This is a genomic window from Calyptranema fuscum S582 (assembly GCF_055793305.1).
The window spans coordinates 59,686-83,202 of the sequence record NZ_JBSLYH010000031.1 but is presented as its reverse complement, the minus strand read 5'-3'; the positions used below and the strand labels follow the sequence as shown (position 1 = coordinate 83,202).

Annotated in this window: 18 protein-coding genes; 7 read left to right on the top strand and 11 right to left on the bottom strand. The window is 47.8% G+C overall.

From position 1 onward, the window contains the following. The first annotated feature begins 3 nt into the window (after positions 1-3). The 3 genes from ACR6Z4_RS20150 to ACR6Z4_RS20140 all read left to right on the top strand — a co-directional run bounded on the left by ACR6Z4_RS20150 (position 4) and on the right by ACR6Z4_RS20140 (position 5,601). Positions 4-144 carry a hypothetical protein gene (locus ACR6Z4_RS20150; RefSeq protein ID WP_479719105.1) on the top strand — a complete coding sequence of 47 codons (141 nt, stop codon included), beginning with the start codon at positions 4-6 and terminating at the stop codon, positions 142-144. 470 nt (positions 145-614) lie between these two features. After that, entirely contained in the window at positions 615-3,131 is a 2,517-nt protein-coding gene (locus tag ACR6Z4_RS20145; RefSeq protein WP_479719104.1) for a hypothetical protein, read from the top strand. Between the two features lie 97 nt (positions 3,132-3,228). Continuing rightward, the gene (locus ACR6Z4_RS20140) at positions 3,229-5,601 is read left to right on the top strand and encodes a galactose oxidase-like domain-containing protein (protein ID WP_479719103.1); all 2,373 of its coding nucleotides are present in this window, start codon (positions 3,229-3,231) and stop codon (positions 5,599-5,601) included. 101 nt (positions 5,602-5,702) lie between these two features. Here ACR6Z4_RS20140 and ACR6Z4_RS20135 read toward each other — a convergent pair whose 3' ends face one another. The 6 genes from ACR6Z4_RS20135 to ACR6Z4_RS20110 form a co-directional block, all read right to left on the bottom strand. Then, entirely contained in the window at positions 5,703-6,041 is a 339-nt protein-coding gene (locus ACR6Z4_RS20135; RefSeq protein WP_479719102.1) for a HepT-like ribonuclease domain-containing protein, read from the bottom strand. Then, the gene (locus ACR6Z4_RS20130; protein WP_479719101.1) at positions 6,013-6,345 is read right to left on the bottom strand and encodes a nucleotidyltransferase family protein; all 333 of its coding nucleotides are present in this window, start codon (positions 6,343-6,345) and stop codon (positions 6,013-6,015) included. Before ACR6Z4_RS20130 ends, ACR6Z4_RS20135 begins: the two co-directional genes overlap by 29 nt. Positions 6,346-6,740: 395 nt before the next feature. Further along, entirely contained in the window at positions 6,741-7,406 is a 666-nt protein-coding gene (locus ACR6Z4_RS20125) for a hypothetical protein (protein ID WP_479719100.1), read from the bottom strand. Between the two features lie 241 nt (positions 7,407-7,647). Next, positions 7,648-9,453, bottom strand: coding sequence for an AIPR family protein (locus ACR6Z4_RS20120; protein WP_479719099.1), 1,806 nt, complete (start codon positions 9,451-9,453; stop codon positions 7,648-7,650). Between the two features lie 409 nt (positions 9,454-9,862). Further along, entirely contained in the window at positions 9,863-11,059 is a 1,197-nt protein-coding gene (locus ACR6Z4_RS20115; protein WP_479719098.1) for an aminotransferase class V-fold PLP-dependent enzyme, read from the bottom strand. 352 nt (positions 11,060-11,411) lie between these two features. Then, complete coding sequence (locus ACR6Z4_RS20110) at positions 11,412-11,549, bottom strand: hypothetical protein (RefSeq protein WP_479719097.1); 138 nt, start codon at positions 11,547-11,549, stop codon at positions 11,412-11,414. A 42-nt stretch (positions 11,550-11,591) separates the two neighbouring features. On the opposite strand from ACR6Z4_RS20110, the gene ACR6Z4_RS20105 reads away from it, so the two are divergent. Beyond that, positions 11,592-13,214 carry a TM0106 family RecB-like putative nuclease gene (locus ACR6Z4_RS20105; RefSeq protein ID WP_479719096.1) on the top strand — a complete coding sequence of 541 codons (1,623 nt, stop codon included), beginning with the start codon at positions 11,592-11,594 and terminating at the stop codon, positions 13,212-13,214. 88 nt (positions 13,215-13,302) lie between these two features. On the opposite strand, the gene ACR6Z4_RS20100 is transcribed toward ACR6Z4_RS20105, so the two are convergent. Together ACR6Z4_RS20100 and ACR6Z4_RS20095 are read right to left on the bottom strand one after the other, a co-directional pair. After that, positions 13,303-14,073 carry a peptidylprolyl isomerase gene (locus ACR6Z4_RS20100; protein WP_479719095.1) on the bottom strand — a complete coding sequence of 257 codons (771 nt, stop codon included), beginning with the start codon at positions 14,071-14,073 and terminating at the stop codon, positions 13,303-13,305. Positions 14,074-14,369: 296 nt separating this feature from the next. Continuing rightward, positions 14,370-16,040, bottom strand: a complete 1,671-nt coding sequence (locus tag ACR6Z4_RS20095) for a hypothetical protein (RefSeq protein WP_479719094.1) — start codon at positions 16,038-16,040, stop codon at positions 14,370-14,372. Between the two features lie 18 nt (positions 16,041-16,058). Between ACR6Z4_RS20095 and ACR6Z4_RS20090 the strand changes: the two genes are divergently transcribed. Further along, positions 16,059-16,322, top strand: a complete 264-nt coding sequence (locus ACR6Z4_RS20090; protein WP_479719093.1) for a hypothetical protein — start codon at positions 16,059-16,061, stop codon at positions 16,320-16,322. A gap of 301 nt (positions 16,323-16,623) precedes the next feature. On the opposite strand, the gene ACR6Z4_RS20085 is transcribed toward ACR6Z4_RS20090, so the two are convergent. After that, positions 16,624-17,979, bottom strand: coding sequence for a hypothetical protein (locus tag ACR6Z4_RS20085; protein WP_479719092.1), 1,356 nt, complete (start codon positions 17,977-17,979; stop codon positions 16,624-16,626). After that, positions 17,964-18,101: a hypothetical protein gene (locus tag ACR6Z4_RS20080; protein ID WP_479719091.1), complete on the bottom strand. Its 138-nt coding sequence runs from the start codon at positions 18,099-18,101 to the stop codon at positions 17,964-17,966. The genes ACR6Z4_RS20085 and ACR6Z4_RS20080 overlap by 16 nt, the downstream gene beginning before the upstream one ends. 200 nt (positions 18,102-18,301) lie before the next feature. On the opposite strand from ACR6Z4_RS20080, the gene ACR6Z4_RS20075 reads away from it, so the two are divergent. Together ACR6Z4_RS20075 and ACR6Z4_RS20070 are read left to right on the top strand one after the other, a co-directional pair. Continuing rightward, a complete protein-coding gene (locus ACR6Z4_RS20075; RefSeq protein ID WP_479719121.1) occupies positions 18,302-19,798 on the top strand; it encodes a sensor histidine kinase in 1,497 nt (498 codons plus the stop codon). 260 nt (positions 19,799-20,058) lie between these two features. Next, entirely contained in the window at positions 20,059-20,511 is a 453-nt protein-coding gene (locus ACR6Z4_RS20070; protein WP_479719090.1) for a globin family protein, read from the top strand. A 578-nt stretch (positions 20,512-21,089) separates the two neighbouring features. Here ACR6Z4_RS20070 and ACR6Z4_RS20065 read toward each other — a convergent pair. Then, a complete protein-coding gene (locus ACR6Z4_RS20065; protein WP_479719089.1) occupies positions 21,090-23,330 on the bottom strand; it encodes a pentapeptide repeat-containing protein in 2,241 nt (746 codons plus the stop codon). Positions 23,331-23,517: the final 187 nt, after the last annotated feature.

Sequence of the window (23,517 nt, the reverse complement as noted above, 5' to 3'; positions counted from 1 at the left end):
TTTTTGGCTGACCCGATTGGATTGGGGTATTGTCACGCTACCCAGTTTTCCCTGATGTTTCGGGGATGGGAATGGGGAGGTGGGGGAGATGAAGGGGATGGGGAAGATGGGGGATGGGAATGGAATGGGATCGGCGACTGGTAGACCCGACAGGTTGTGAATCTCCTACAATTCTGTACCAGAATATCGTTCAGGGTTCTCTGACAAAAGCGGATGAATCAACAGGGAACCATCCGGCTGTTGTGCCAGGATGTCGGTGCAGGTGCCAGTCCAATTAATCCAGAATTACCAACAGTTTTCAGCATTAGAGACTGTATTCATCACCCCGTGTCCCCCAAAAATAAGCGCGTGGAAGGTACCCGTGTGGGTCATGTGAGGGCAGATCTGAATTTGACAGCATGAGACGTGTAGTTCCCTCCTTAAGGATCACAAATTGATTAAAACCCGGACGTTTGTTTTTGAACGTGCGGCGGAGCCGCGTTTCCAAAAATAAATCTTCGGTTTTATCAAATCCACGATCTTTAAGAGAGAGCTTATTGCATATCAAGGAGTGCTGATTTCCGGTTTAAAGTCCCCCCGATTGCAAGTGTCTACTCCCTATTTGGAGATGAACAATGCCCCAACCTCAAACCCATGAGTGGATGTTTTATGAACTGATGTGGCGTGCCAAAGCCAGAGGTGAGGTCTATCCTCTACCCTGGTGGGTGCAGCAATATTTTCGTCGTTGGAGCGATTCGTTTGATCAGGGTTTGTTTGACTCAAAAGAAGGTGCCTTTGCCTCAAACGCCAACTATCGCTACTGGAATATGGTCGGGGTCAAAGACCATCATCAGGAAAGTTTGGTAGGTCAGGCGGGGGAAATTGAACCTGTCTATGATCACTATACTCTCAGCTTTTTCTTGTTTGATCCACAAACCAAACACCTGCATTTTCCCCAATTCCCCAAAACGAGTGGGAGTGGTTCGCCGCTAACACAAACCCTGGACGATGGCTATTTACCCGTAGTCAAAACCACCTATCGATCGCCCATGGGTGTTGAAGTAGAAGAAAAAGCGATCGCCACGACAGTCGGACTACGTCAGCGGAGTGTGGTGTTAGCTCGGTTTACAGCACGACTTACCAGCGCCCTCTCATCAAATGCATGGTTGTGCGTTGCTGTGTCGCCTTTAGGACCAACAGGTTTCGAGCGTCATGACAAAGCTGGGCGCTATAGTGCAGACAAACGTTTAACTTTCTTGCGTTATTTGTCGAGCGAACAGCGGGTTGAAGTGAATAGCAAATGGGGTCCGTTATTGGGTACGTCCCCCGATACCTATGGTTTGTATGGCAATGAAGAGACATCCTACAATCCCGATCACTATCTGGATCACAGTCCTTATCAAGATTTACTGAGTCATGGACGTTTAAATGAACGCGATACGACAAGCGATCGCGTCGCTGGCATTTGTACCGCAGTATTTGCCTGGAAACTCAATCTCAACAGCGCTAATCCTTCCTTTTCACTGGATGTGAAACTTCCAGTGGATGATTATCGCGGTAATTCCGATCTGATCGAATTGCAATCTGCTGATGCCAATCTGCTAGAAGCCAACAATACAGCATTTTGGACAGGTAAACTTGACAAAAATGGGTTGCAAGCGACCTTACCCGCTTCCATAAAGCATCTCTTTGATCTCTATCGCACCTGTCGTGCCAATCTGTTGATTCTTGCCGATGATGGACAGATTCATCCCGGTCCAACTATTTATGATTCCTTCTGGGTGCGTGATTCATCCATAGAAGGTATCGCCTGTGCGTTGAGTGGGGATACTGATTTACCAGAACAGCAGTTTGGGCGACACTATCCTAACGTTTTCAACTATAGCTACGATCGCTGGGGACCAGTGTCTCTGCGAGGCTTCTTTGGCGGTGAGCATGAGAAAAATGACCGGGAATGGGATAGCAATGGGCAAGCTTTGTGGGCAATCAGTCGGTTTGACCGCATCATGGGACGCGATCGCGCTTTTGGTGCTGGGATGTTTACCCCATTTGTGATTGAAGGTGCCCGGTGGTTGCGCGATAACCGGGATGGCTATGGCTTATTGCATAGTGGTTGGAGTGCCGAACATATCGGTGATAAGGACAAACCCCACTATTGGGATGACTTCTGGGCGATCGCCGGGTTGTACGAAGCAGCTAAGCTCGCTGAGCGCATTGGGGCTAGCCAAGAAGCCCGCGAAATTTGGGCAATTTATGACGATATGGTGCGCGCCACGGCAAACTCGATTCGGTGGCTATTGGATGAGCAACGCCGACGCGGATTTTGGGAGACCTTTATTGCAACAGGTCCCGGTGATGTCGGACGACTTGATTCCACCATTATTGGTGTGCTGGCATACTTCCATCCCTGTCGTTTGTATATGGGACAAAAGTTGGGTTCCGATCTTGATCAAGCTGCTCGGCTAACGCTAGAAACCATCTGGAGTCGGTTTATGGATGGCGGGTTCCGCCACGATTCTGCCTGGAATTGCTACGGTCCCTATCTAACTTTGCAATTAGCCCACGCCTTTTTGTTGATTGGCGATATCCAGCGCATGGATCAGTGCCTCGGTTGGGTCGTGGACAACGCCGGATATAGCAAAGTCAGTCGTTATGACGGTAGTAGCGATCGCTGGCAGGTGGTTTTGGGTGCCTGGAATGAGCAACATTGTTACCCCATTGCCAAAGACTTTGCCGAAGTTCCGGGACGCTGGTGGTATATGGGCGACATTCCCCATGGTTGGGCTTGCGCCGAATACACGCTATTGCTACGCGACATCCTATTTTTTGAAGCGGATGAAGACGGTAGCCCCCATATCTATCTGGCTCCGGGTGTGATGCCGCACTGGGTTGGTAATGGACAGTCGGTGGGAGTTTCGCATGCACCAACGGTTTTTGGGGGTACGTTTGGCTATCAACTCACTCACCACTCATCAACTAAAACGGTTGAAATCAACATTCTGCAACCTCCTCTGGGGAACGTGGCGTTTGTCTATCCTTGTCGATTTGGCAGCGTGCAATCGGCTACTGCCAATGGTCAATCCCTAGCGGTGAACGGCAATGAAGTCCGGCTTCCGGTTGGCACTCGGCAAGCACTGATTATGTATCAATAACCCGCTAATGATCGCCAATGCATCAGGACGTTGCCCGAATTGATTGGCGATCGCCCACATTCAAGCATCCATTTTCGAACCAAACAAGAGGTACATCATGGCAACCGATTTTCTTCCCATTCCCGGTTGGGTATCGTGGGAAAACCAGGGGGCAGGCATTGCAGTGGCAGACCTGGATGGCAATGGCAGACCGGATTTAGTGATGTTTCAAATCGACAATCCTCCGGGTGCCAATCAGGGATTTTACAAAGTCGGTAAAAATTTAGATGCAACTGGAACCGTGACGGGGGGTTGGGGCAATTGGATTGCCGTACCCGACTGGTTTTCCTGGGAGAATCAAGGCGCAGATATTGCGATCGCCGATCTCAACAATGATGGTAGACCGGAACTGATTGTATTTCAAATCGATAGTCCTCCCGGTGCCAATCAAGGCTATTACCGCATTGGCTGGAATCTGGATGGTGCTGGCAATGTTACCGGGGGATGGAGTGATTGGATCGCCGTGCCCGGTTGGTTTTCCTGGGAAAATCAAGGCGGTGGCATTGCCGTTGCTGATTTGAATAATGACGGACGACCGGAACTGGTGGTGTTTCAGGTGGATAGTCCCGATGGTGCCAACAAAGGCTATTACCGCATCGGTTGGAATTTAGGCACCAATGGCATTGTCACAGGTGGCTGGAGTGATTGGACGGATGTCGATTGGTTTTCCTGGGAAAATCAAGATGCCAGCATTGCGATCGCCGATCTGGATGGTAATGGACGCCCCGAACTGGTGGTCTTTCAGATCGACAATCCCCCCGGAGCCAATCAAGGCTTCTATCAAATCGGCTGGGATCTCGATGCCACAGGCAACGTCGCAGGTGGCTGGAGTAATTGGACGGCAATTCCAGACTGGGGCTACTGGGAAAATCAAGGCGCAGGACTGGCGATCGCCAATCTCGACAATAGCCAGCGTCCCGAACTGATTCTGGCGCACATCGACGCCCCACCCCAGGCAAACCAGGGCTACTACCGGACCCTCGATGTACAACTCGATTTAGACACCGCACCCAGTCAAGGCATCTGGCGATTATTGCCCGATACCTCGCAAATTTTAGCGATCCACGCCGCGTTGTTGCATACGAACAAAGTGCTATTCTTTTCCGGGTCTAGCAACAACCCCGACAACGCCAATGGTGAATTTGGTAGCGTTGTTTGGGACTACACCGATAACACCTTCCAGTTTCCCAATACGCCCGCCGACTTCTTTTGTGCCGGACATTCCTTTTTACCCGACGGTCGGCTGCTAGTGGCTGGAGGTACCGAAGAATATGACGTTGGGCATCCCTTCATCGGGCTGCGCGATGCCTACACCTTCAATCCCCTCACCGAGCAATGGGAAAAGCAACCATCCATGGCAGATGGCCGCTGGTATCCCACCCTGGTAACCCTGGCAGATGGACGAGTGTTCACAGTATCTGGCTTAGATAAAAACGGCAACCTCAACGAAACCGCTGAAATGTATCAGGATGGTGTGGGCTGGACAACCCTGCCCCCGGCTCTGAACCGTCGCTACCCCCTCTATGCCCACCTGTTCTTGCTGGAGGATGGGCGCATTTTCTATTCCGGTGCGCAATACGGCGTGAATGAAGGCACCCCACCCAGCCTGATAGATCTGCAAGCCAATACCGTTACACCCGTCACCGGACTGAGTGAACCCAACCACCGCAACCAGGCAGCCAGCGTGCTGTTGCCCCCAGTGCAAGACCAGAAAGTCATGATCATGGGCGGGGGTGTTTTGGGCGGTGGAGCAGCCCACCAGCACGCCCAGGGCGCAACCAATCATGTGGATATCGTTGATCTAAAAGCTGCCACTCCGGTCTACCAACCGGCTCCGGCACTTCACCATGCCCGGACTCACGCTATGGCAGTCGTCCTCCCCGATCGCACCGTCCTCGCCTGCGGTGGCAGTGGGGCAGATGAATCACGAGCTGAAGCCACCCTGGAAGCCGAACTCTACACCCCCAGCACCAACGCCTGGACAGAAGTTGCGGCGGCTAGAGTGCCGCGTCTGTATCACTCGGTTGCTATCCTGTTGCCCGATGGGCGGGTGATTACAGCAGGATCTAACCCCGCCCGCAAAGACGAAGAATTGCGGTTGGAAATGTACTATCCACCCTACTTGTTTAAGGGTGCCCGTCCTGTAATTGCATCGGCTCCCCAGACCCTTTCCTATGGGGGTGTCATGGAAATTCAAACGTCCCAGGCAGCCGATATTCAATGGGTTAGCCTGATCAAACCGGCTGCCCCTACCCATACCCACGACACCGAGCAACGTCTGGTCGATCTATCATTTATGCAAATCAGTGGCGATCGCCTCAAAGTTGACCTGATCAACGAACCCAATCTGGCTCCCCCAGGCTGGTACATGCTGTTTATCACCGACCAGCAAGGCGTTCCCTCGATCGCTAAATGGGTACGTCTGACTTAGGGACGTAGGTTTAATAGTGCTTTTCGCCGGGATAAATTACGGTTGTTATGAGAGAGCCGCGCTCTGCGCGGCTCTCTCAGCGATCGCCCCACCAGTAATTTTCAAGGTGCAGGGGGAATTTGCAACTTCAGTTCCTCAATCAACGGTGGTATCTCGAACTGGATTACATTCCAGACAATATCGAGGTTGACGTCGTCGTATTCATGCACTAGCCGATTGCGCATACCATTAATTTCTTGCCAAGAGACATTCGGCAACGTCTGCTTAGTTACGTCTGAAATGCGTCTTGCAGCTTCAGCGATGACCAACAGCCGCCGAATGACCGAATCTTGAAGTTGCACATTTGTGATGAAGTCGTCTTTTGAATGCTGAGTCGTGTAGGTCAGGATCAACTCCGCAGATTGAAGCATATCAAGCAGAAATTGAAGATCCCGTTGCATAAATCACCTGAGCAGAAGACAAGATTTCGTGACGGCGTAAGTAGTTACGACTGGTCTCAATACCCCGACGAGTGACCAGATCCACCTCTCGGTGGAATATAGCTTTGAGTTCTGCTTCCATTTGGTCTAGCGTGCCAAAGGTGGGGTAAGCATCTGGATGAAATCGCACCATTACATCAATATCACTATCTGTGCGAAAGTCATCCCGTAAGACAGAACCAAATAAAGCAAATTCGATCACTTGCCATTTGTGACAGAACTCTGCAATTTTTTCCATCGGTAATTCGATCGCTACCATAGTCATATCAACTCCACCTCACAGGCTTCTGACTGCTCGCTGAACAAAACGTATGGTTTTCTTAAAACTACTGTAACGTTTGTCCGCAGGAAGATCTGTACCATTCTTGGTTGAAGAAGCTGAAGCGTCTTGCTCCCTAATGATAACGTCAAGACAATTGGATGCCAAACACGGCAAAATAAGCTTCAGGAATTGCCCTACCGAGAATTTGCGGCATATTTTATATGAGGCTGCGCCTGATTTACCCCCGGCTGTCGCCGTTCCCCTTGCCAAGGAAACTACGGGGAGCATAGGTTTGGCGTGTCTCCATAAAAAATTGGCACAACATCATCCATCACTCACCAGCGATATTTTTTGCATCACAACAATCAACCTTTGGCAGTCGATGTACATGGGTGTTGTTAGACGGCTGATTGCTTTGATGGCATTTCCTGCTGAGCGAACCGAAAAGGTTTTGAAAATAAGGTTGCGCCAAAAATTATAAGACCAATCCCAAATAGGAATGCGCCAAGTTCTGTTATCAGATTACCCATAGAACCTTTACTCACAAAAAGGGCACCAACCCAAAACAAGGGCGCTCCTGTAGCAAGGCATACACCCACTACCATGGGCACAATATGTGCCCGAACAAGCGAAGTACCATAGAGAAAAAAGCCTAGCGAAAATATGAATACTGTTAAAAAAACAATTATTCTAAAAACTAAAACTGGAGTTTCAGAAGAAATCTCCTCAATCTGAGGGATAAAATCTGGTGCGTGCTTTGCCAAGTAGGGAATAACAAATGAGTCCCAGACAGCAATCGGTAAGGAAAGAACAGTCCCAACGAAAGACAGCCAATAGCTAATCGCTGTCAGAGAATTCTGTGTTGTGGCAAGGGGAACATACAGGGGTATGAAACTGCAAATGATTAGCAGATAGGAAAGAAACCAGGCAAAATGTGTCGGAACCCAGATTGCTTCCAATGCCCCCTGTGAATTGTTGGCAGGATGGAAAAACATAAAGCCCCCGAACAGAATTCCAGCGGCAATCAACAAAAGCCCACTGGAGCAAATATTAGAAGACGTCATAGTCCACCTCATCAGTATTCTTTAGCTATGAGTAAGCTACAGGGAATACGCCAACCTGCGACACCTGGATTTAAAGAGCACTATTAAAGCTGGCTAATGTTCCTGCTTACCGGACGCAGATAACGCTTGAATCCCAAAATGTATTGAATTTGTTCTAGTGCAGTAGAATTGTTATACTGCTAAATTCTATAGCCAAAGTGGTTTTTAAGATAAAGGCAACAAAAAAAGAAATCTAGTTAAGTTAAGGACCATCTGTCTTAAGAAAATAATCTTCCATATCTCCTAAAAAGTCCTTGCTTCGGTAGTATTGTTTATAATTAAAAACCTGGTTTTCTTCTTCTAGCACTTTATCAAAGATCGTTCTGACAAATCTCTTGTTTTTTTCTAATTCAACTATGTACTTCTCAAAATCTATCCATCCATCCAACATTTTTTCAATGAAGCTAACTATTTCATCTCGAGAAATTCTCTCTATGTCGGGAATTATTCGCGACAATATAAATATTATAAAATAAGAGCCAAACCTCAAAGCCCTTTCGCTACTACTGGATTTCATATGTTTATCCGTTATATATTTTTGCAATTCTCTTAAGCAAATCAATCCAAAGTAGTACTTAGGAACATCTTCTTCTTTGAAATAGCGCTTGTAATATTGCTCATCATTAAAGTATTTTTTACCTGATTGTTTTTTGTCAAGGTTCCCATCTATAGCCCTTGAAATACGCAAAATCTCAGTTCTAGAAGTGATGATACTTCTATCAATATAACCAAACTTGATAGCATCAGCAAATTCACCTCTTTTTCTCTCATATAGAATTCCAAATTTTTGATAGAAGACTTTTTGAATGTTTAACTGGACTCTGTCATTAGAATGTCTATCAGCATATGTAACCTCATTTTGCTTATTAGTTGCATTAGAAATAGATTCAATCAAAGATAAACTTTCCTCCTTACCAATATTGTCATTTCTAATAGTAATAATTTTAAGCAATACTTCTTTGCCTTGAAAGATTAATTGGTAATCATCTAAATGTTGATCGAGAACCCTTGAAAGAGAAAAAGCGGTTTGACCTCCATTGATAATTTGAGGATTTTTAATTAGAAGTTGTGCTCTGTCCTTTAACCCAATTCTTTCATTTATCGAAGTTTCTTCAGACAGCATTGTTATGCCATTATTAAATAGTGCAAACTCATTTGTCTGATTATTTACAATGCTTGCAATAATCTCTGAATTTATCTTGTTTTCTGAAAATTCTAAATAGCATCGTGGATTATATTTCAAGATAGAATTTTTATATTTTGATAGAGTTTTTGCAATTTCTAAAGCTGGCACAAAAACAACAGTTATATCAACAATGCCAGCGACTGTTTCGACAGAATAACTAATCTTTGTCCCAGACTGTTTATTTGATAAGTTCAAATTAATAAATAGATGCGATGAATTGAAATAAGTCCCAGTTAACACAGGAAATAATATTTCTTCGTAGCATCTAGCGTAGTTAATTACTTCAGTTGTAAATCCTCCAGAAAGTCTGAAAAGTTTTTCTTTTGACACATCTTTTATATTTGCAAGGACAATAATTTTATATTGATACCTGGCAATATCACTAATATCCCTAATTTTTTTAATTAAATTAATAACTTTTCCATTATATTTAGAACCATTTTCTCCAGTTTCCTCACCTTTTAATACTCGATCGACTTCCATTGCTAAAAGCTCTTCAAAACGTATTTCTTTCTCTTCAAAATTTTGAGAACTTATTCTAAATTTAGACTGAATAAAATAAATTGTTCTGTATTCACAATCGACAAAATAACCATCTATTCCTCCATCATTTGTACCATCTGTCATCAACTTTTCTCTCTCCTCAAAATCGGTAACACCGAATCGAGAAAGTAGAAGAAGATGGATATAAGCTCTTGCCCTTATTTCATTACGTCTGTTCTCATCGTTTTCAGGCAATCTATAGGATTTATAGCTCTCTGGAGCTTGTCCGGCTATTTTATCAAGAACATCAACCAGATGTTGATATTTTGAATTTTTCATATATTTCCCCAGTTTTTATTAACAAGCAATTTACTAATATCAGGATACAACACTACTTTCCAAGGAAGCTGAGAATTGGAAACATTAGCGGTAAAGGCTTTTCTTTAAAATTTTGCAAGTAAAAAATTACATGCACTATTTTCTTTAAGAGTCAAAAAGCATCATCAACATTTAGCTGTACGAGAGTGCATAGGTAGGTAGCATAACAATTTAAATTAGACAGACAAATTCTATCTAATTCCCCCATAGCGTATGTTAGATGAGATTTGGGAAAATAATATCCTCTGGGAAAGAAGTTAGATGGAATTTTTCCACATATCTATCAATTTGGGGTAGTTAAAGACAAGCTGACTAGTGGCTGGTGCGATCGCACTTTCTTAAGTGGCTTCTAATTAAATGGAAATAAAACCTATAGCAGGCTTTGAATCGCTGCAATCAGTTGATCAATTTCTGATTCCAGGGTGAAGTAGTGGACGCAAGCCCGCACACAATCTGGATCAAGGATGGTGCGAAGGAAAAAGCCTTGGTGTTCCAGGGATTGAACGAGGTGTTTATGGATCGCCTCGGTTTCGCTTTGCACCCGGAAAGAAACTAAACCCGCTTCGGGTGGTGCTGTCCGCAGACAGGTAATCTGGGGCAGTGCCGATAAGTGTTGCCAGAGATAAGCACTCACGGTTTTGATGCGTTGATAGCGATCGCCAGCTGTACCCCATTGATGATGAGAGGCGATCGCCTGTCTTAACGCGGGATAAAGGGTGAAATCTGAAGTGGCAATTTCAAACCGACGTCCATTGGCAACTGACCCGGTGGGAAACCCTTTGGCATCTTTGATGGTGCCTCGCCAGCCAATAAAGGTGGGATGGAGTGTAGCAAATGCGTCTGCACTGACATAAAGGGCACCGATTCCTGCCGGTCCACACAACCATTTATGTCCGGTAAACGCATAGAAATCAACCCCCAGTTCCAAGAGGTTTAACGGCAACACCCCCATAGACTGGGCAGCATCGACCAGAATTTTGATGGGGGTATAGTGGGTCGGATAGCTGCGGCAGGCAGTGACAATCTCTGCTAAAGGTAAGACCTGCCCCGTATTCCACAAAATATGGCTGATGGCTACCAGGCGAGTGGTCGGGCGCAGGTGTTGCAGGATGACGTTGACAGGATCACCCTGATTCAAGGTTGCCATCAACGGACAGTAGGACAGCTTCACACCAAAGCGTCTGCGGAGTTCTTCAGCAATGGCAATCACACCGGGATGTTCGCAGTCCGACAGCAGCAAATGGTCGCCCTCGCGCCAATCGATGCCCCACATAGCAATATTGCAACCGACGGTAACATCTTCGGTCAGAGTAATCGTGTCAGCCGGGACAGAGAGTTCTGCGGCGATCGCCGCACGCGTTTGCTCTGTTTCCCGATGCATCCATAGATTCACGTCATTGGAAAAGGGACCCATTTTTTGGCTATAGTCATGCGCCTGTAAAATCTGGGCGATCGTGTCCTGCGACATTGGTCCTTGACCGCCGTAATTAAAATACGCTTTATTCTGCAATGCCGGAAATGTTTGCCGGAACGCTGCTAATTCAGATGGATTGAGAACCGTTGCCATGCGTCTTGATACCAATGATGTGAAGTTTCAACTGCGGGTGTGTTTCTCTACGGTTATTTTTTTGGAAAGGCGCGCTCCGCGCGCCTTTCCAAAAAAATAACATCCGACCTAGAGCATCACCGCTGTTTTGTGGAGGCGCGGCGAAGCCGCGCCTCCACAAAACAGGGATTTTATTTCTATTAAAATGTAGGTCTTGAAGACAAAAGCATACCCAAAATCAGCAATACCCGCTAAAGTTTATACTCATAAGGGCATCTCAATTTGAATCGAGCGCGGCTGAGTCTGTAATAACTTCTGTAACACCAGCACCTATCGCAGAAGACCTCTCCCATGCCAAGTGCAACGCAAACAGCTATCCCTGTTTTCTGGAGTCTTTGCCATCCAGAAAATTTTGCTGTGGCGCTCGATCGGGTGAACGTTGCGATCGCCAAATGTTGCCCCGATGCAGTTGGGAGGCTTTGCTTCCCTCAACGGTTACCCATAAAGCCATCAATCATAAGGAGGCGAACCCATTTGCGGCTTGCATGTGCCTATGTCCGACTCAACGGGAACTTTGAACGTTAACGTCCACAGACCCAATCTTGAGGAGGCTGGCACACACTCTACAGCCTCTGAGTTTGTAGTGCCCGATCCGTCTAATCCTTCGACGAGCCCCAAAACTTTGTGGATCACAGACGACCTGTTGCTGAACTACCAGCGCTGTCATCGACGCGCCTTTTTAGATACCTATGCCGATGGTAGTTTACGTGATCCGCCCAGCGATTACTTAATGAAGCTACGCCAGGATAGTCTATCGCACCAACTCACAGTCCTGGCAGATCATCCTACCCACCAAGCCCATTATCCATCTCGCAACTGGCGGGCAGGGGCAAACGCCACCCTGGAGTTAATGCAACAAGGGGTGGAATACATTACCCGCGCCGTGTTGCTGTCTGAGCAAGAGAATGGCATCACGTTAGTTAGCTGCCCAGATTTGCTGATCCGGCAGCCGGGACAATCGATTTTTGGCGATTGGGTCTACGCTCCCACCGAAATTAAGCTGGGTAAACGCCCAAAGCTAGACTACCAGGTTGCCGCAACCTTTCATGCGTATGTGTTGGCAGCCGTTCAGGGCACCTGGAGCGAAAAAAGCTGGCTGGTACTCCGGCAGCGTGGGTTTTATGAAGTAGACCTGGCAGCAATTTTGCCCAAAATGCAAGATATTTTGGACGAATGCATTCAAACATTAGTCTCGCAGCAAGAACCCGATGTATTTATTGCCCACAGCCGCTGCGATCTCTGCCACTGGTTTAGCCATTGTTATCAGATTGCTCAAGAGTCTGAGCATCTTTCGTTGTTGCCGGGGGTAACACCCAGCCGCTACACCTACCTCAAAGATTTGCAGCTGACGACCGTAGAGTCATTGGCAGAGATGCCACCCCAACGGTTAGAAATCTTGCCAGGGTTTGGTAGTCAGGTGGCTCACAAGCTCGTTTTACAGGCTCAGTCTAAGCTACAAAACCGTGCCCTGGCTCGACCCGCTGACCCCAACCTCTCCTATTCGCCACCGCTGTTGTCTGTAGAAGAATTGCCAACGGCACCGATTGAGCTTTACTTTGACATTGAAGCCGCACCCGAACAAAATCTGGTCTATTTGCATGGCGTGTTAGTCGTCGATCGCCAGGATCAAACCGAAACGTTTCATGCATTGCTTGCCGATCGCCCGGAAGACGAAATTATTATTTGGCAACACTTTTTAGACCTGGTTTGGCGCTACCCTACGGCACCGATTTTTCATTTTTGTCCCTATGAAGTGCAGACGGTGAAACGGTTAGCGGAGTATTACCATACACCCTACAGTCAGATAGAACCGCTACTGGGTCGGTTTGTCGATTTGCATGAACGCGTGACGCGGGTGGTGACATTGCCCGTCGAAAGTTATGCCTTAAAACCGATCGCCCGTTGGATTGGGTTTAACTGGCGTGACCCGGAATCGAACGGGGCACAGTCGATCTATTGGTATGCACAGTGGCTAAAAACAGGCGATCGCTCTTTTTTGAATGCCATCCTGCGCTATAACGAAGACGATTGTCGAGCAACCTATCGGGTTAAAGATTGGTTAGCCGATTTTGTTCATCGCCATCATGCGGCAGAAAATGCGGCAACACGCCAGTAGTCTATCCATATAAAAATTGACGGTGAAAACGGGTGATGTGCCGCGCGAAGCGCGGTACATCACCCGTCAGAAAATACTTAACAAAGCACTAGTTAATCTCTTCATCCAGGTTAATTTCAATCGTCATACTCTGCAATTTCTCTACAAACCAGCGGTCAAATAGCTCATTTTGCAAAGTTTGCAGGACTTGTGGCTGATCCAATGAAGCCGACAACACCTTTTCCAGCCGAAACAGCATCCAAGCCTCTTCTAAATAAAAGGGACCCACAATATCGCCAGGAACCGCCCGGTCGAGTGCTGCCCTCAAGACATCGGGCAATTCCCCCCGGCTGACAAGCCCCATCATGCCGTTAAAAAATCGTTCTTCAGCCCGCGAATAGTCTCGTGCTAAATCTTCAAAACTGGCTCCTTCGTTCAGTTGTTCTCTTAACTCTTCTGCCACCTCCTGTTGAGAAACGGTGATGCGAGAGAGCACCACTTGATCGAGGAGCAGTTTCCGTTCAATGAAATATTCTTGGAGTTTTGTCTGGGCAACGGTTTCTTTGAGTTTACGGATTTGCAGTTCGCGTAAAATCTGAGCCCGAAACTGGGTTTCATCCAAGTCCTGTTCGCTTAACCAGTGCTGAAATTGCTGTGCGTCTAACAGTTGGTTTTGTAAGCGAAAGTCAGTGACAACTTGATGGATTTGCTCTGGGGCGATCGCCAATTCTGGCTGAGTTTGTAATGCTTTTTCTAAAACATGCTGCCGCAAAATGGCGCTAATGGTACTGTCCAGGCGTCCGGCTGTCTGTAAGTAACGAAAGGCTCGCCCCAGACTGATCGATTCATCATCAACGGTGATGAAAGGCTTGGCTTCCATAAAACTATCTATATCTACGTCATCTAGATGCGTCAGGGTTCACAGTCTTTTGTAAGAGCTTCGCTGAACGAAGCCCTTAAGATCGTGGATTTAATAAAACCCGATTCTTTTTGAGAGAGCGGCGGCGGAGCCGTCGCTCTCTCAAAAAGAATTACAGGTTAATTCATCTGTGATCCTTACAAATAACCGTAATCTATCCCAGTGTGAAGTGCTAGCGTTGAGGGCATTCAAATCAGCAATAGAGAGCCGCGCAGAGCGCGGCTCTCTCACAACAACCTTAATCCATCTAACAGACTCTAGCGTCCACCCCGTCCGGCACCCCGACCCGGTGTACGTCCGCCTTCATCGTTGCTGCCTCCATGAGGGCGAGAATTTCCAGGATCACAGCCTTCCGCACCGTTGCCTATGCCCTGGTTGCAGTTGCGGCGACCCGGACGATCGTCGTCATCATCATCGTAATCGTAATCATCATCGTCGTCATTGTCGTAGTCGTAATCATCGTCATCATCACCGTCGCAGCCATAGCTACAACCGTAGTCATAATCACCATTGTCTCGAATCACAACAATGGTTCCTTCCGAAACCCCGACTTCCTGGTTAATCAAAATCAAACGACTGACTTCATAGACAGACGATGAGCTGATAGTAGTGATTTGGGTGACTTCACCGGGCAATGACACCAGAGCAGGTGCTAAGGCGGATCGGAAAACTGAGATCGTACGACTCACCAGGGAGAAGTTACCCGTCAAGAAGGAATTGGTATACGTACACGTTGGCGACGGGTTGGGCAAACCGCGAATTGCAAACAAGTTAGTATCAATGCCTTGCGTGCTGGGTAAGAAGGTAACGCGAGATTCGCGGTAGCTCGATCCGGTCATGCGAGTAAAGTAATCGTAGACCGTGCTGCCGTTGTCAATTTCACCATTGCGGTTGGCGTCAATGCCGTAGACTGTGCGGACGAGACGACTCTCAGTTGTTTGGCTGGGCAGGACTAAATTCACCGCCGCGAAGTCAGACAGCAGATCAAATTCGCTGTAGCCAATGAGATTATTTTGCAGGTCAAACAAGCGCACAACAACGCGATCGCCTTCGTCTAGCCCCCGGATAAACTGTGCCCGCTGGTTCATGCGATAGCGAAAATCGCCAATAAAGCGCTCTTCTAAGAACCAACCGGGGCGCTTGGACATCACCGACACTCTGGCAATCACATCAGGATAGGTGATTCGAGATTGCAAGACCGCCAGACTAAAGTGCCCGCGATGCACATTCAGATCCTCATCCGAGCCACCGACACCGGGCCAGGAGTTGGTTGTGTTTGACGTCTGAGTGGTTGATGTTTGAGTAGTTGTCACCTGAGTGGTTGAGCTGGACGAAGACCCCGTATTGACAGTTTGAATCGCGACAATCTGACCATTTTCGACCGACGTGGTTGTGGTCTGAGCCAGTTGAGTGTAAGACTGAACCCGTTCCCACTGTACCTCTTGGTTGCGGCGTCCACCCCGAACGTCATAGCGCACCTGAACCACTGATTTCAGTTCCAGGTTGTTCCAGTCTACGTTGCGTCCGATCTCGTCTTCCAGGTCGCTTAACAGCACCACTTCGGGTGGCAATGTTAGCCGTCCGTCGGGGCTGGCAATCAGTCGTGCCCCCAGGTTGGAATAGATGACTTGCCACTGACCGTTTAGGCGCGCAAAGATTTGGTAGACGGCATTGGCATAGCTGGTTTCTGGCTTGTCCAATACATCTAATTGCATCACCAGAGCCGTAACGTCGCCCTCGTCGTTCAACACACGAGCCGTATTCAAAACGGCATCCCAGTCTCCTTGTCGCTGGCTGATCACAATGGGTTCTGGGGTTGCCCAAAGGCTGGGGCTATAGCCACCCACGAGTAAAGTAGCTGCCATCAGTGCGATCGCAACCTGGCGTTGAGTAGAAATGCGGGGTTTGCCCTTGCGCTTGTTGTTCATAGAGTTACCAACAGTTAGGTGAACGGACAGAAAAAAGGATTTAACCTCTGGCAGGATTTACCACCGACGGCAATTGCCAGAGTCGAGAGGACAGTGGTGCAGGCAGAACCCCACATCCACTCTCGTCCTGATCTTTACGGCAGTTATCATACGGAGGCGGATTTAGAAGTTGAGACTGTGTCAATTTGTCTCATGTTTCCGAGCGACCATTGGTCGCATTCAACGCCTTTAATGTGCTTAAGACAATATATTCCAGGCATTTGCAGTGGCATCGATGTCTGACTCTCTACGGAGGTCGGTACGTTTAACTCGTCACAACCTTCTTGCCATGACCCACTGAGGCAGAGGGATGTTCCTTAAGTTTTGATGAAGAGCAAGACTCATACCAATTTCATTAGCGATCGCACCAGATACCGCAGGGGCGCATGGCGATGCGCCCTTACAGAAGATTGATGTGCCGTGCAGTCTGTTTAAATCGGTATAAGAACCGCAGATTGGATCAAACCCAGTTCTTTTGAGGGAAAGCGACGGCAAAGCCGTCGCTTTCCCTCAAAAGAATGCCCAGTTAATTCAATGGTGATCCCTAGCGCTGGAAGCCCGTTGCAGCTTTACGTTGTACCTTGGCTTTCGCTTTATTCTTGTTGACGTCCTGGAGAGCGTCTTGAAATAAATTGTGCAGGTGTAAAGGCACGCTGGCGATCGCCGGTAAATCGGGTTCAATCGGTTTACCAAATTCTTGCAACAGGCTATCTAGATCCGTTGCAAGGGTAAAGTTAGGATGGTTTAACGTCTGTCGCAACGCCTGCTCTAATTGGGTGGGATAGTGCTCTGCCAAGCGATACCAGAAATAAGCACTGATGGCTGGATCTTTGAGCAGCGTCTGGAGCAACTGTGATGTCGTTTGTGATGTCGGTTCAGCCGTATTCCACGACTCTGTTTCTAATAGATGTTTGAGTTGGGCATATTGGGTGAAAAACAGTTGTCCCCAGCGAGGATGGGCTAGAACAGTTACCTGTTCGGCTTTTTTTAGAGCATCGGGCAAGTCCACCGCAGGTGCAACCATCTGGGTTTTTGGCTGATCCAGCAACTGCTTCATCGACTTAGCATCTACCCCAAAGTCTGCGGCAGTTTCTACTAACTCTTCTTTAGAAACACCGGACTCTGCGGCTAAGGTTTCTAACGACTTCGATGGATCGATCCCGGTTGCCTCCAGGCGTTTTTTTGTAGTGATTTCTTGAAATTCTGCAAATTTTTTGTTGAGCTGATATCCCGGCAACGTCACTTCATCGCTGCCAAAAAAGTCAACAAATTCTTGATAATAGTGCTCAATAGATTGCCATGCTTCTTCCAATAATTCTGGTGCATCCCCGTAGCGATGGGTTTTGTATTGATCTTTGAAATTACCGATGGCAACAGCCAGTTTGGGTTTCCCCAATTTGCCCAACAGTTTCAATGATCCGGTCAACATCCACTGATCGGCGTCTATCGGCGTGATCTGAGCCAGCAAAATTTCGCCGGGTTTGAGCCGATCTAACTGCTCTTGCGATTGCAAGCCATTGGGTTTGACCGCATACGGTTTGCCTGTCATCCAATTCATCAAATCCAGCGTCACGTCCGACTCATCTGTGGCAATCTGCTGCACCACAAACAAGCCGACAAAGCTACGGTGCCAGTTGTGAATCAGTTGGCGATCGCTTTCTGATAAGTCTGGTTGGCTATCCACGAACAATTCTAAAGGCGTTTTCTGACCGACCCGACCTTCAATCAAAAACAGATCGACAATCCAATCATCTTGATGACGACCTGGTGTTTGAGGTAATTGCGCCAGGCGTTCTGCGCTATAGGTTTCCAGAGCAGTTGCCAACTCTCCTTCGGCATCAAAAACAAAATCGAGCAAGGCAAGCTTCAGATCCTTAGCACGAGTCAAAATAGCGTCCACTGGTTAACCTCTAAAACGTCTGGGGCGATCGCAAATAAGCAATGACGTCCGTTAAAAGTCAGCATAAGGGGCTGAGGCAAATCTGAAAAACTATCATCCGATAGATCTTTTAAACGACTCATGGTTTGACCATGAAGTACAAGTTGGTGAGAGAGCCGCGCTCCGCGCGGCTCTCTCACAACAACCGTAATCCATCCAGGCGCGAAGTACTGGATTCATTTACTTATCGATTGGCGATCGTTTGGTTTGGTCTAGCCGTGGGCATTCTAGCTGCATGGGATTCAGGAATTCGCCTTTGCCTATTTCACTCGATCGCAACGCTATGTCTACCAACCATTCCACCAAAAGATTGCCGATCCCATCTTTATTTGAGGCTGGGCGACAAGTTTTGTCTTTAGAGTCAACCTTAGAAGAACTCTCTCTACATCAGTTTCAGGTTGAGTCTAGCCATATAGCGCTAGATGTGGCGCGAGTTTTCGAGCAGCATCCATTGCTTCCAGGCGTAATTTTGACCCAAAAAGGTCAGTTTCTGGGAATGATTTCACGTCAGCGACTCTTGGAATATTTGATTCGACCCCATGGGTTAGAGCTATTTTTATCGAACCCGCTGGATGTGCTTTATAGCTATGCGCAGGTCAGAAATTTGGTTTTGCCGTCCCATATCTCGATTTTGACAGCTGCCCAACAAGCCTTCAGGCGATCGCCCGAACAGCAAGGCGAACCGATTGTCGTTCAGATCGATGCCCAAACTTATTGTTTGCTGAGTGTTCATGAACTCAATATTGCCTATTGGCAGATTCGGGGCATTGAGACGCAGGTGCGTTACGAGCGATCGCAGGTGCAAATGATTCAAACCGAAAAGATGGCAGGGTTGGGGCGTTTGGTCGATGGCATTGCCCACGAAATCTTAGATCCGGTTGGCTTCATTTGGGGCAACCTGACCCATGTCTCCAATTACACCGGGCAATTAATGGAACTGCTCACGGCGTATGAAACCCAATTTCCTCAAGTGCCCCCTGCGATCGCTCAGTTAAAAGACGAGATTGAGCTGGACTATTTGCAAGCCGATTTACCCCGCACAATCGACAGCATCCGTTCCGGTGCAGAACGTCTGAAAAAATTGGTTAGTAGCCTGCAAAACTTTTGCCATATCGATGAAGTCTATCCCAAACCGGCAGATCTGCATGGTTGTTTAGATAGCATTTTACTGTTGCTCAAAAGCCGTCTAAGTGGCGACATTCAAATTATTAAAAACTATGGGCATCTCCCGCCCGTCACTTGTTATGGCGGTCAGTTGAGCCAGGTCTTTATGAATATTCTGACCAATGCGATTGATGCGTTGATTAATCAGGCAACCTACCGCGAACGGTCAGAAGAATTTGCCAATCGGCAACTGATGGGCGCACAATCGCTGGCGATCGCCAAACCTCAAATTACTATCACAACTGAAATTCGTTCGAGCAATCGCTCAACAGCTAATCTAACGATGCTGCCCTCTGATCAGCAAACAGGTGCAGAGCAATCAGCATCATTGACGGCTCCCCGTTGGGTGTCAATCCGAATTACAGACAATAGTCTAGGGTTATCCGCAGACCAACGCCAAAAAATTGTCGAGTCGTTCTCTATCGAAAACCGAGCGGCAAAAGAAACGAGTTTGTCAGTGAGTTATCAAATTGTGACGGCTAAACACGGTGGCAAATTCTATATGCGATCGCCCTGTTTTCCCTTAGAAAATCTAACAGGTCTGACGGACGCCCAACGCCTACAACACCCAGACGGAACAGGAACGGAATTTGAAATTGTTTTGCCCCTGGTCTAATCTCCGGGTCTTAAACGGCATTGCTTAATCCAGCGCTGACATGTGTTGTGGGTGCCGCACTTCGTGCGGCACCCACAACCCATGTCATCACTAAACCCGTCACTACTTTTCAATCGGTAGGGTAATCATGAGGTAGCTCATAGAAGTCTCCAGCCAATCCTGTCAGGCTAAGAGTCATAGCTGTAATTCTGATTGAGAGAACGGCGGCGGAGCCGCCGTTCTCTCAAAAGGCTACATCAACCCCTAGACAGGAGAATTTCATGAGTTTACAAGCTGAATTGTTAGAGACAAGCTTTGCTCAAGTTCGCGATCGCCAGGCTGACTTTACGACGTATTTTTACGCGACCTTGTTTGCCGACTACCCCCAAATCAAACCGTTGTTTGCCCATATTCAGATGGAGCAGCAAGCCCAAAAACTATTTGCCTCTCTGGTGTTGGTCGTAGACAATTTGAAACAGGCAGACGTGCTAACCCAGGCACTCAAAGGGCTGGGAACCCGCCATGTCAAATACGGCGTTTTACCCGAACACTACCCATTGATTGGCAGTAGCTTGCTCAAAGCCCTGAAATTTTGCTTAGCCGCAGACTGGACGCCTGAATTAGAAACGGCATGGACAGAGGCATATACAGCCGTGGCGCAACTGATGCTAGATGGCGCAAATTATCCCCCTGCGATCTTGTACCCCGCCATTGCCTCGCGAAGCGCTGTATAGCAATCCTATTTGGTTCGTGAAACTGATGGGTGATGAAAGCGATCGCCCTTCGGGCAGACATTCTGCCTTCATCACCAGTCAACGCGGCTCATCCCAACTGACTGCGGCGTAGTACACATCCTCGAACAACCGTGCCTTCTCTCCAGTTTGCATAAATTGCAATCAGCACTGGAACGTCCATGTGCTGCCCATAGTAGCCGTGAAAACAACTCCACTGCTGCTCTCCGTGTGTTGAGTCGTCCCACCCATCGTTATCCAGCACGATTTCTTTGGAAGCCTCCGAGGAGGATACACTTGTTGGTTCACCAGTTGCTTGAGGCTGTGCGTGATTTTGTTGGGGTCTCGCCCCTCTTCAATACACTTCTATCTTCTTTTGATACCTCATGAATAATCCAGGCTAAGCATCACAAATTAATTAAAACCCGGAAGTTTATTTTTGGAAGCGCGGCTCCGCCGCGCTTCCAAAAATAAATCTTCGGTTTTATCAAATCCACGATCCTAAGCGAAGTTGAAGCCCAGATCAAAAGGGCTGGCTACACTACAAAAAATTGGGCTTTAATCTTACTTATTGCAAGTTCCTAAAGCCCCAATAGCGAGAGCAGAACGGGTAAAGAAGTTTGCAGAACAGTTGCCAGCTTACTCACATCCGAAACAGTTGCAGCTACACCTTTCAATGCATTCATTGCCATTGAGCAGAGTTTTGTAACCCGCTGTTCTGGCGGTTTTTTCCCTTCCTCCGCAATCGTTTCCACTGCTTCCAGCGCTTCTTTTTTCTGGCTCTCAGACAGCGCCGTATCCTGGGTAATGGCGGACTGAAGGGTGGTGAGAATGTCTGCCAATTCCCCAGCCCCACTGACGCTGACATCTCGCAACTGTTGAATGGTAGTGGTGACTTGACCGCTCAAGGTTCCAAGATTAATGCTGGAACCGACGACATCTCCCCCTATACTGACTTTCGCTCCGCTGGATAGATCCACACTGCCGCTGATATCGCCGCCAACGTTGATGCGCGTTCCACTGGACAGATCAACGTTGCCACCTGCGTTAATGTTTTGGTTATGGGTCACGGTCATGCCTCCTGCGTTTTCGATCATGTAAATTTGATTGCCTTCGCCCTGTACAACCACTTGTGCTTTGCGGTCTGCCAGTTGACCTGTTAACCGTTCGATCAATTGTTGTTGAGACGCAAACATGTGCTGTACTCGTTGAATTTCAGCTTCCTTGGCTTGCAGCGTCAGTTGATATCCCGCTTCCAGTTGTCGCACTGCTCCCTGGTATTGGGTCGTGAGTTCCTGCTGAACTTCTGTTTTATCAATATTAGGTACAGCCTCTGAAGCGATATCAATTTGGGCGATCGCCCCTCCGTCTTGCTGCTGATCAATCTTCTGTACTGATAGCAGATCTGGAGCTTGATAGTTAATTGCAGTTTGGGTTAGAGCAAAAGCCAGCGCTTCTGGATGCAAGCGAGTTTGAAATTTGAGATTAATAGTTCTTTGAATTTCGGCAATCCAGGCTTCAAATTCACCGGGTTGAAATTCACCCCGTTCGGGTTGAGGGTCAATGAAGTGACCTTTGGTGCTGCGTTTCAAGAAAACCCGCTGGCAGTTGACGCCCTTAAAACGGGTGCTGGGATTGATGTTCCAATCCTGAATGCACGCATCGGTGAGGATTGCTCCCGTTAAGTCGGCATTGACCAGTTGAGTTTGAATGAGGATGGCACCGCTGAGGTTTGCCCCTCGAAGGTCTGCGCCGCTGAGGTTGGTTCCAGTGAAATCCATTTCTTGCAGATCGGCAGCCGGACAATCAGCCGTTGCATGCAGGTCTATCCCCTGTAAGTTCATGCCGCTAAAGTCTTGATCGTCGCTGGCACCGTGGGTGAGTAGTGCTTGAACCTTGGGGTTATCTAAATCTAGATAGCGGTTGTCGGTACGGGCGCGATCGAGGCGTTGCGCGTTGCGGAAACAAGTGCGATAGAGCGATCGCCCTCTTAAGTCCGTATTCGCCAACATTGCCCCGGCAAAATTAACTTTGCTCAAATCTAGATTTTGAAAAGAAGTGCCACCCCACGACCCCAAAGCTAATGCCCATTCTCGAAACCCATCAGGGTAGCACCAGGGTGTGTTGCGACGTTGGTTCGCTAACCACCCCCCTATCACCAGCGCCAGAGTCAGCGTGATACCTACAATTCGGGCAATTAAAGCTTGTGCGGCTGTGGCTGGGGGAATATTGCCTTCCTGGTAAAGATCGGGACTACTGCTGATAGCAGAACCCACAATGGCTCCCAACACTGTAACGAGAGGAATCAAGAGTTTGACGAATCGGGGCTGGAGGAACAGGATATCGAGGGAAGCGATCGCCCAACGCACCAGACAAAACGTCATGGCATAGATAGACCAACAGGCAAGAACCAAGAAGGCAGTTGAGATGAAAAAGTAGCTGACTAGGTCGATCAACCCTAAGCTGCCTAAAATTCCCTGGAGAGCGATCGCTACGCCTAACCCAACAAACATCACTACTAAGCTGCTGTACCAACGTTGGAAAATGGCAGTTACCAGCCAGAGGATGAGGATGACGCTCAGTATCAACGACTCTTGAAACGTTTTACCCAGACTAAACACTTCTAATCCCAGGGTTGTGCATAGAACACTAACAGCAACGCTTGCCAGACCACAACAGCAAAGCAGTAGCAGAGTGAGGAGTGCTTTTCTTATGGGAGGTTGTCCGGCGATCGCCCCTTGCAGATCAGCTTGCAGCGATTTCTGGTCAAATCGCTGACCCCGGATATCTTTGACCTGGTCTTGTTTTGCAGTGCTAGTCACCCTGTAACGTCCTGCTTCGAGAATATTTCCTGGTTGAACGAGTTAGACAACGAACGAACTTAGTAACGAGTTCAACAAATTAGTTATGTTTCAAACCCGCTGTTGGTTGTTGTGAAAGCGCGGCACAGTCGCACTTCCACAACAACCAACAACAGATCTAGAACACTATCAATAAATTAAGCAGGTG

Excerpts from the sequence above, each read along its gene's own strand:
- ACR6Z4_RS20110 (WP_479719097.1), bottom strand. The coding sequence starts at position 11,549 with ATGGCTTTATGGGTAACCGTTGAGGGAAGCAAAGCCTCCCAACTGCAT.
- ACR6Z4_RS20105 (WP_479719096.1), top strand. The coding sequence starts at position 11,592 with ATGTCCGACTCAACGGGAACTTTGAACGTTAACGTCCACAGACCCAAT.
- ACR6Z4_RS20140 (WP_479719103.1), top strand. The coding sequence starts at position 3,229 with ATGGCAACCGATTTTCTTCCCATTCCCGGTTGGGTATCGTGGGAAAAC.
- ACR6Z4_RS20145 (WP_479719104.1), top strand. The coding sequence starts at position 615 with ATGCCCCAACCTCAAACCCATGAGTGGATGTTTTATGAACTGATGTGG.
- ACR6Z4_RS20125 (WP_479719100.1), bottom strand. The coding sequence starts at position 7,406 with ATGACGTCTTCTAATATTTGCTCCAGTGGGCTTTTGTTGATTGCCGCT.
- ACR6Z4_RS20135 (WP_479719102.1), bottom strand. The coding sequence starts at position 6,041 with ATGCAACGGGATCTTCAATTTCTGCTTGATATGCTTCAATCTGCGGAG.
- ACR6Z4_RS20095 (WP_479719094.1), bottom strand. The coding sequence starts at position 16,040 with ATGAACAACAAGCGCAAGGGCAAACCCCGCATTTCTACTCAACGCCAG.
- ACR6Z4_RS20115 (WP_479719098.1), bottom strand. The coding sequence starts at position 11,059 with ATGGCAACGGTTCTCAATCCATCTGAATTAGCAGCGTTCCGGCAAACA.
- ACR6Z4_RS20075 (WP_479719121.1), top strand. The coding sequence starts at position 18,302 with ATGTCTACCAACCATTCCACCAAAAGATTGCCGATCCCATCTTTATTT.
- ACR6Z4_RS20130 (WP_479719101.1), bottom strand. The coding sequence starts at position 6,345 with ATGACTATGGTAGCGATCGAATTACCGATGGAAAAAATTGCAGAGTTC.
- ACR6Z4_RS20100 (WP_479719095.1), bottom strand. The coding sequence starts at position 14,073 with ATGGAAGCCAAGCCTTTCATCACCGTTGATGATGAATCGATCAGTCTG.
- ACR6Z4_RS20080 (WP_479719091.1), bottom strand. The coding sequence starts at position 18,101 with ATGAGTCGTTTAAAAGATCTATCGGATGATAGTTTTTCAGATTTGCCT.
- ACR6Z4_RS20120 (WP_479719099.1), bottom strand. The coding sequence starts at position 9,453 with ATGAAAAATTCAAAATATCAACATCTGGTTGATGTTCTTGATAAAATA.
- ACR6Z4_RS20070 (WP_479719090.1), top strand. The coding sequence starts at position 20,059 with ATGAGTTTACAAGCTGAATTGTTAGAGACAAGCTTTGCTCAAGTTCGC.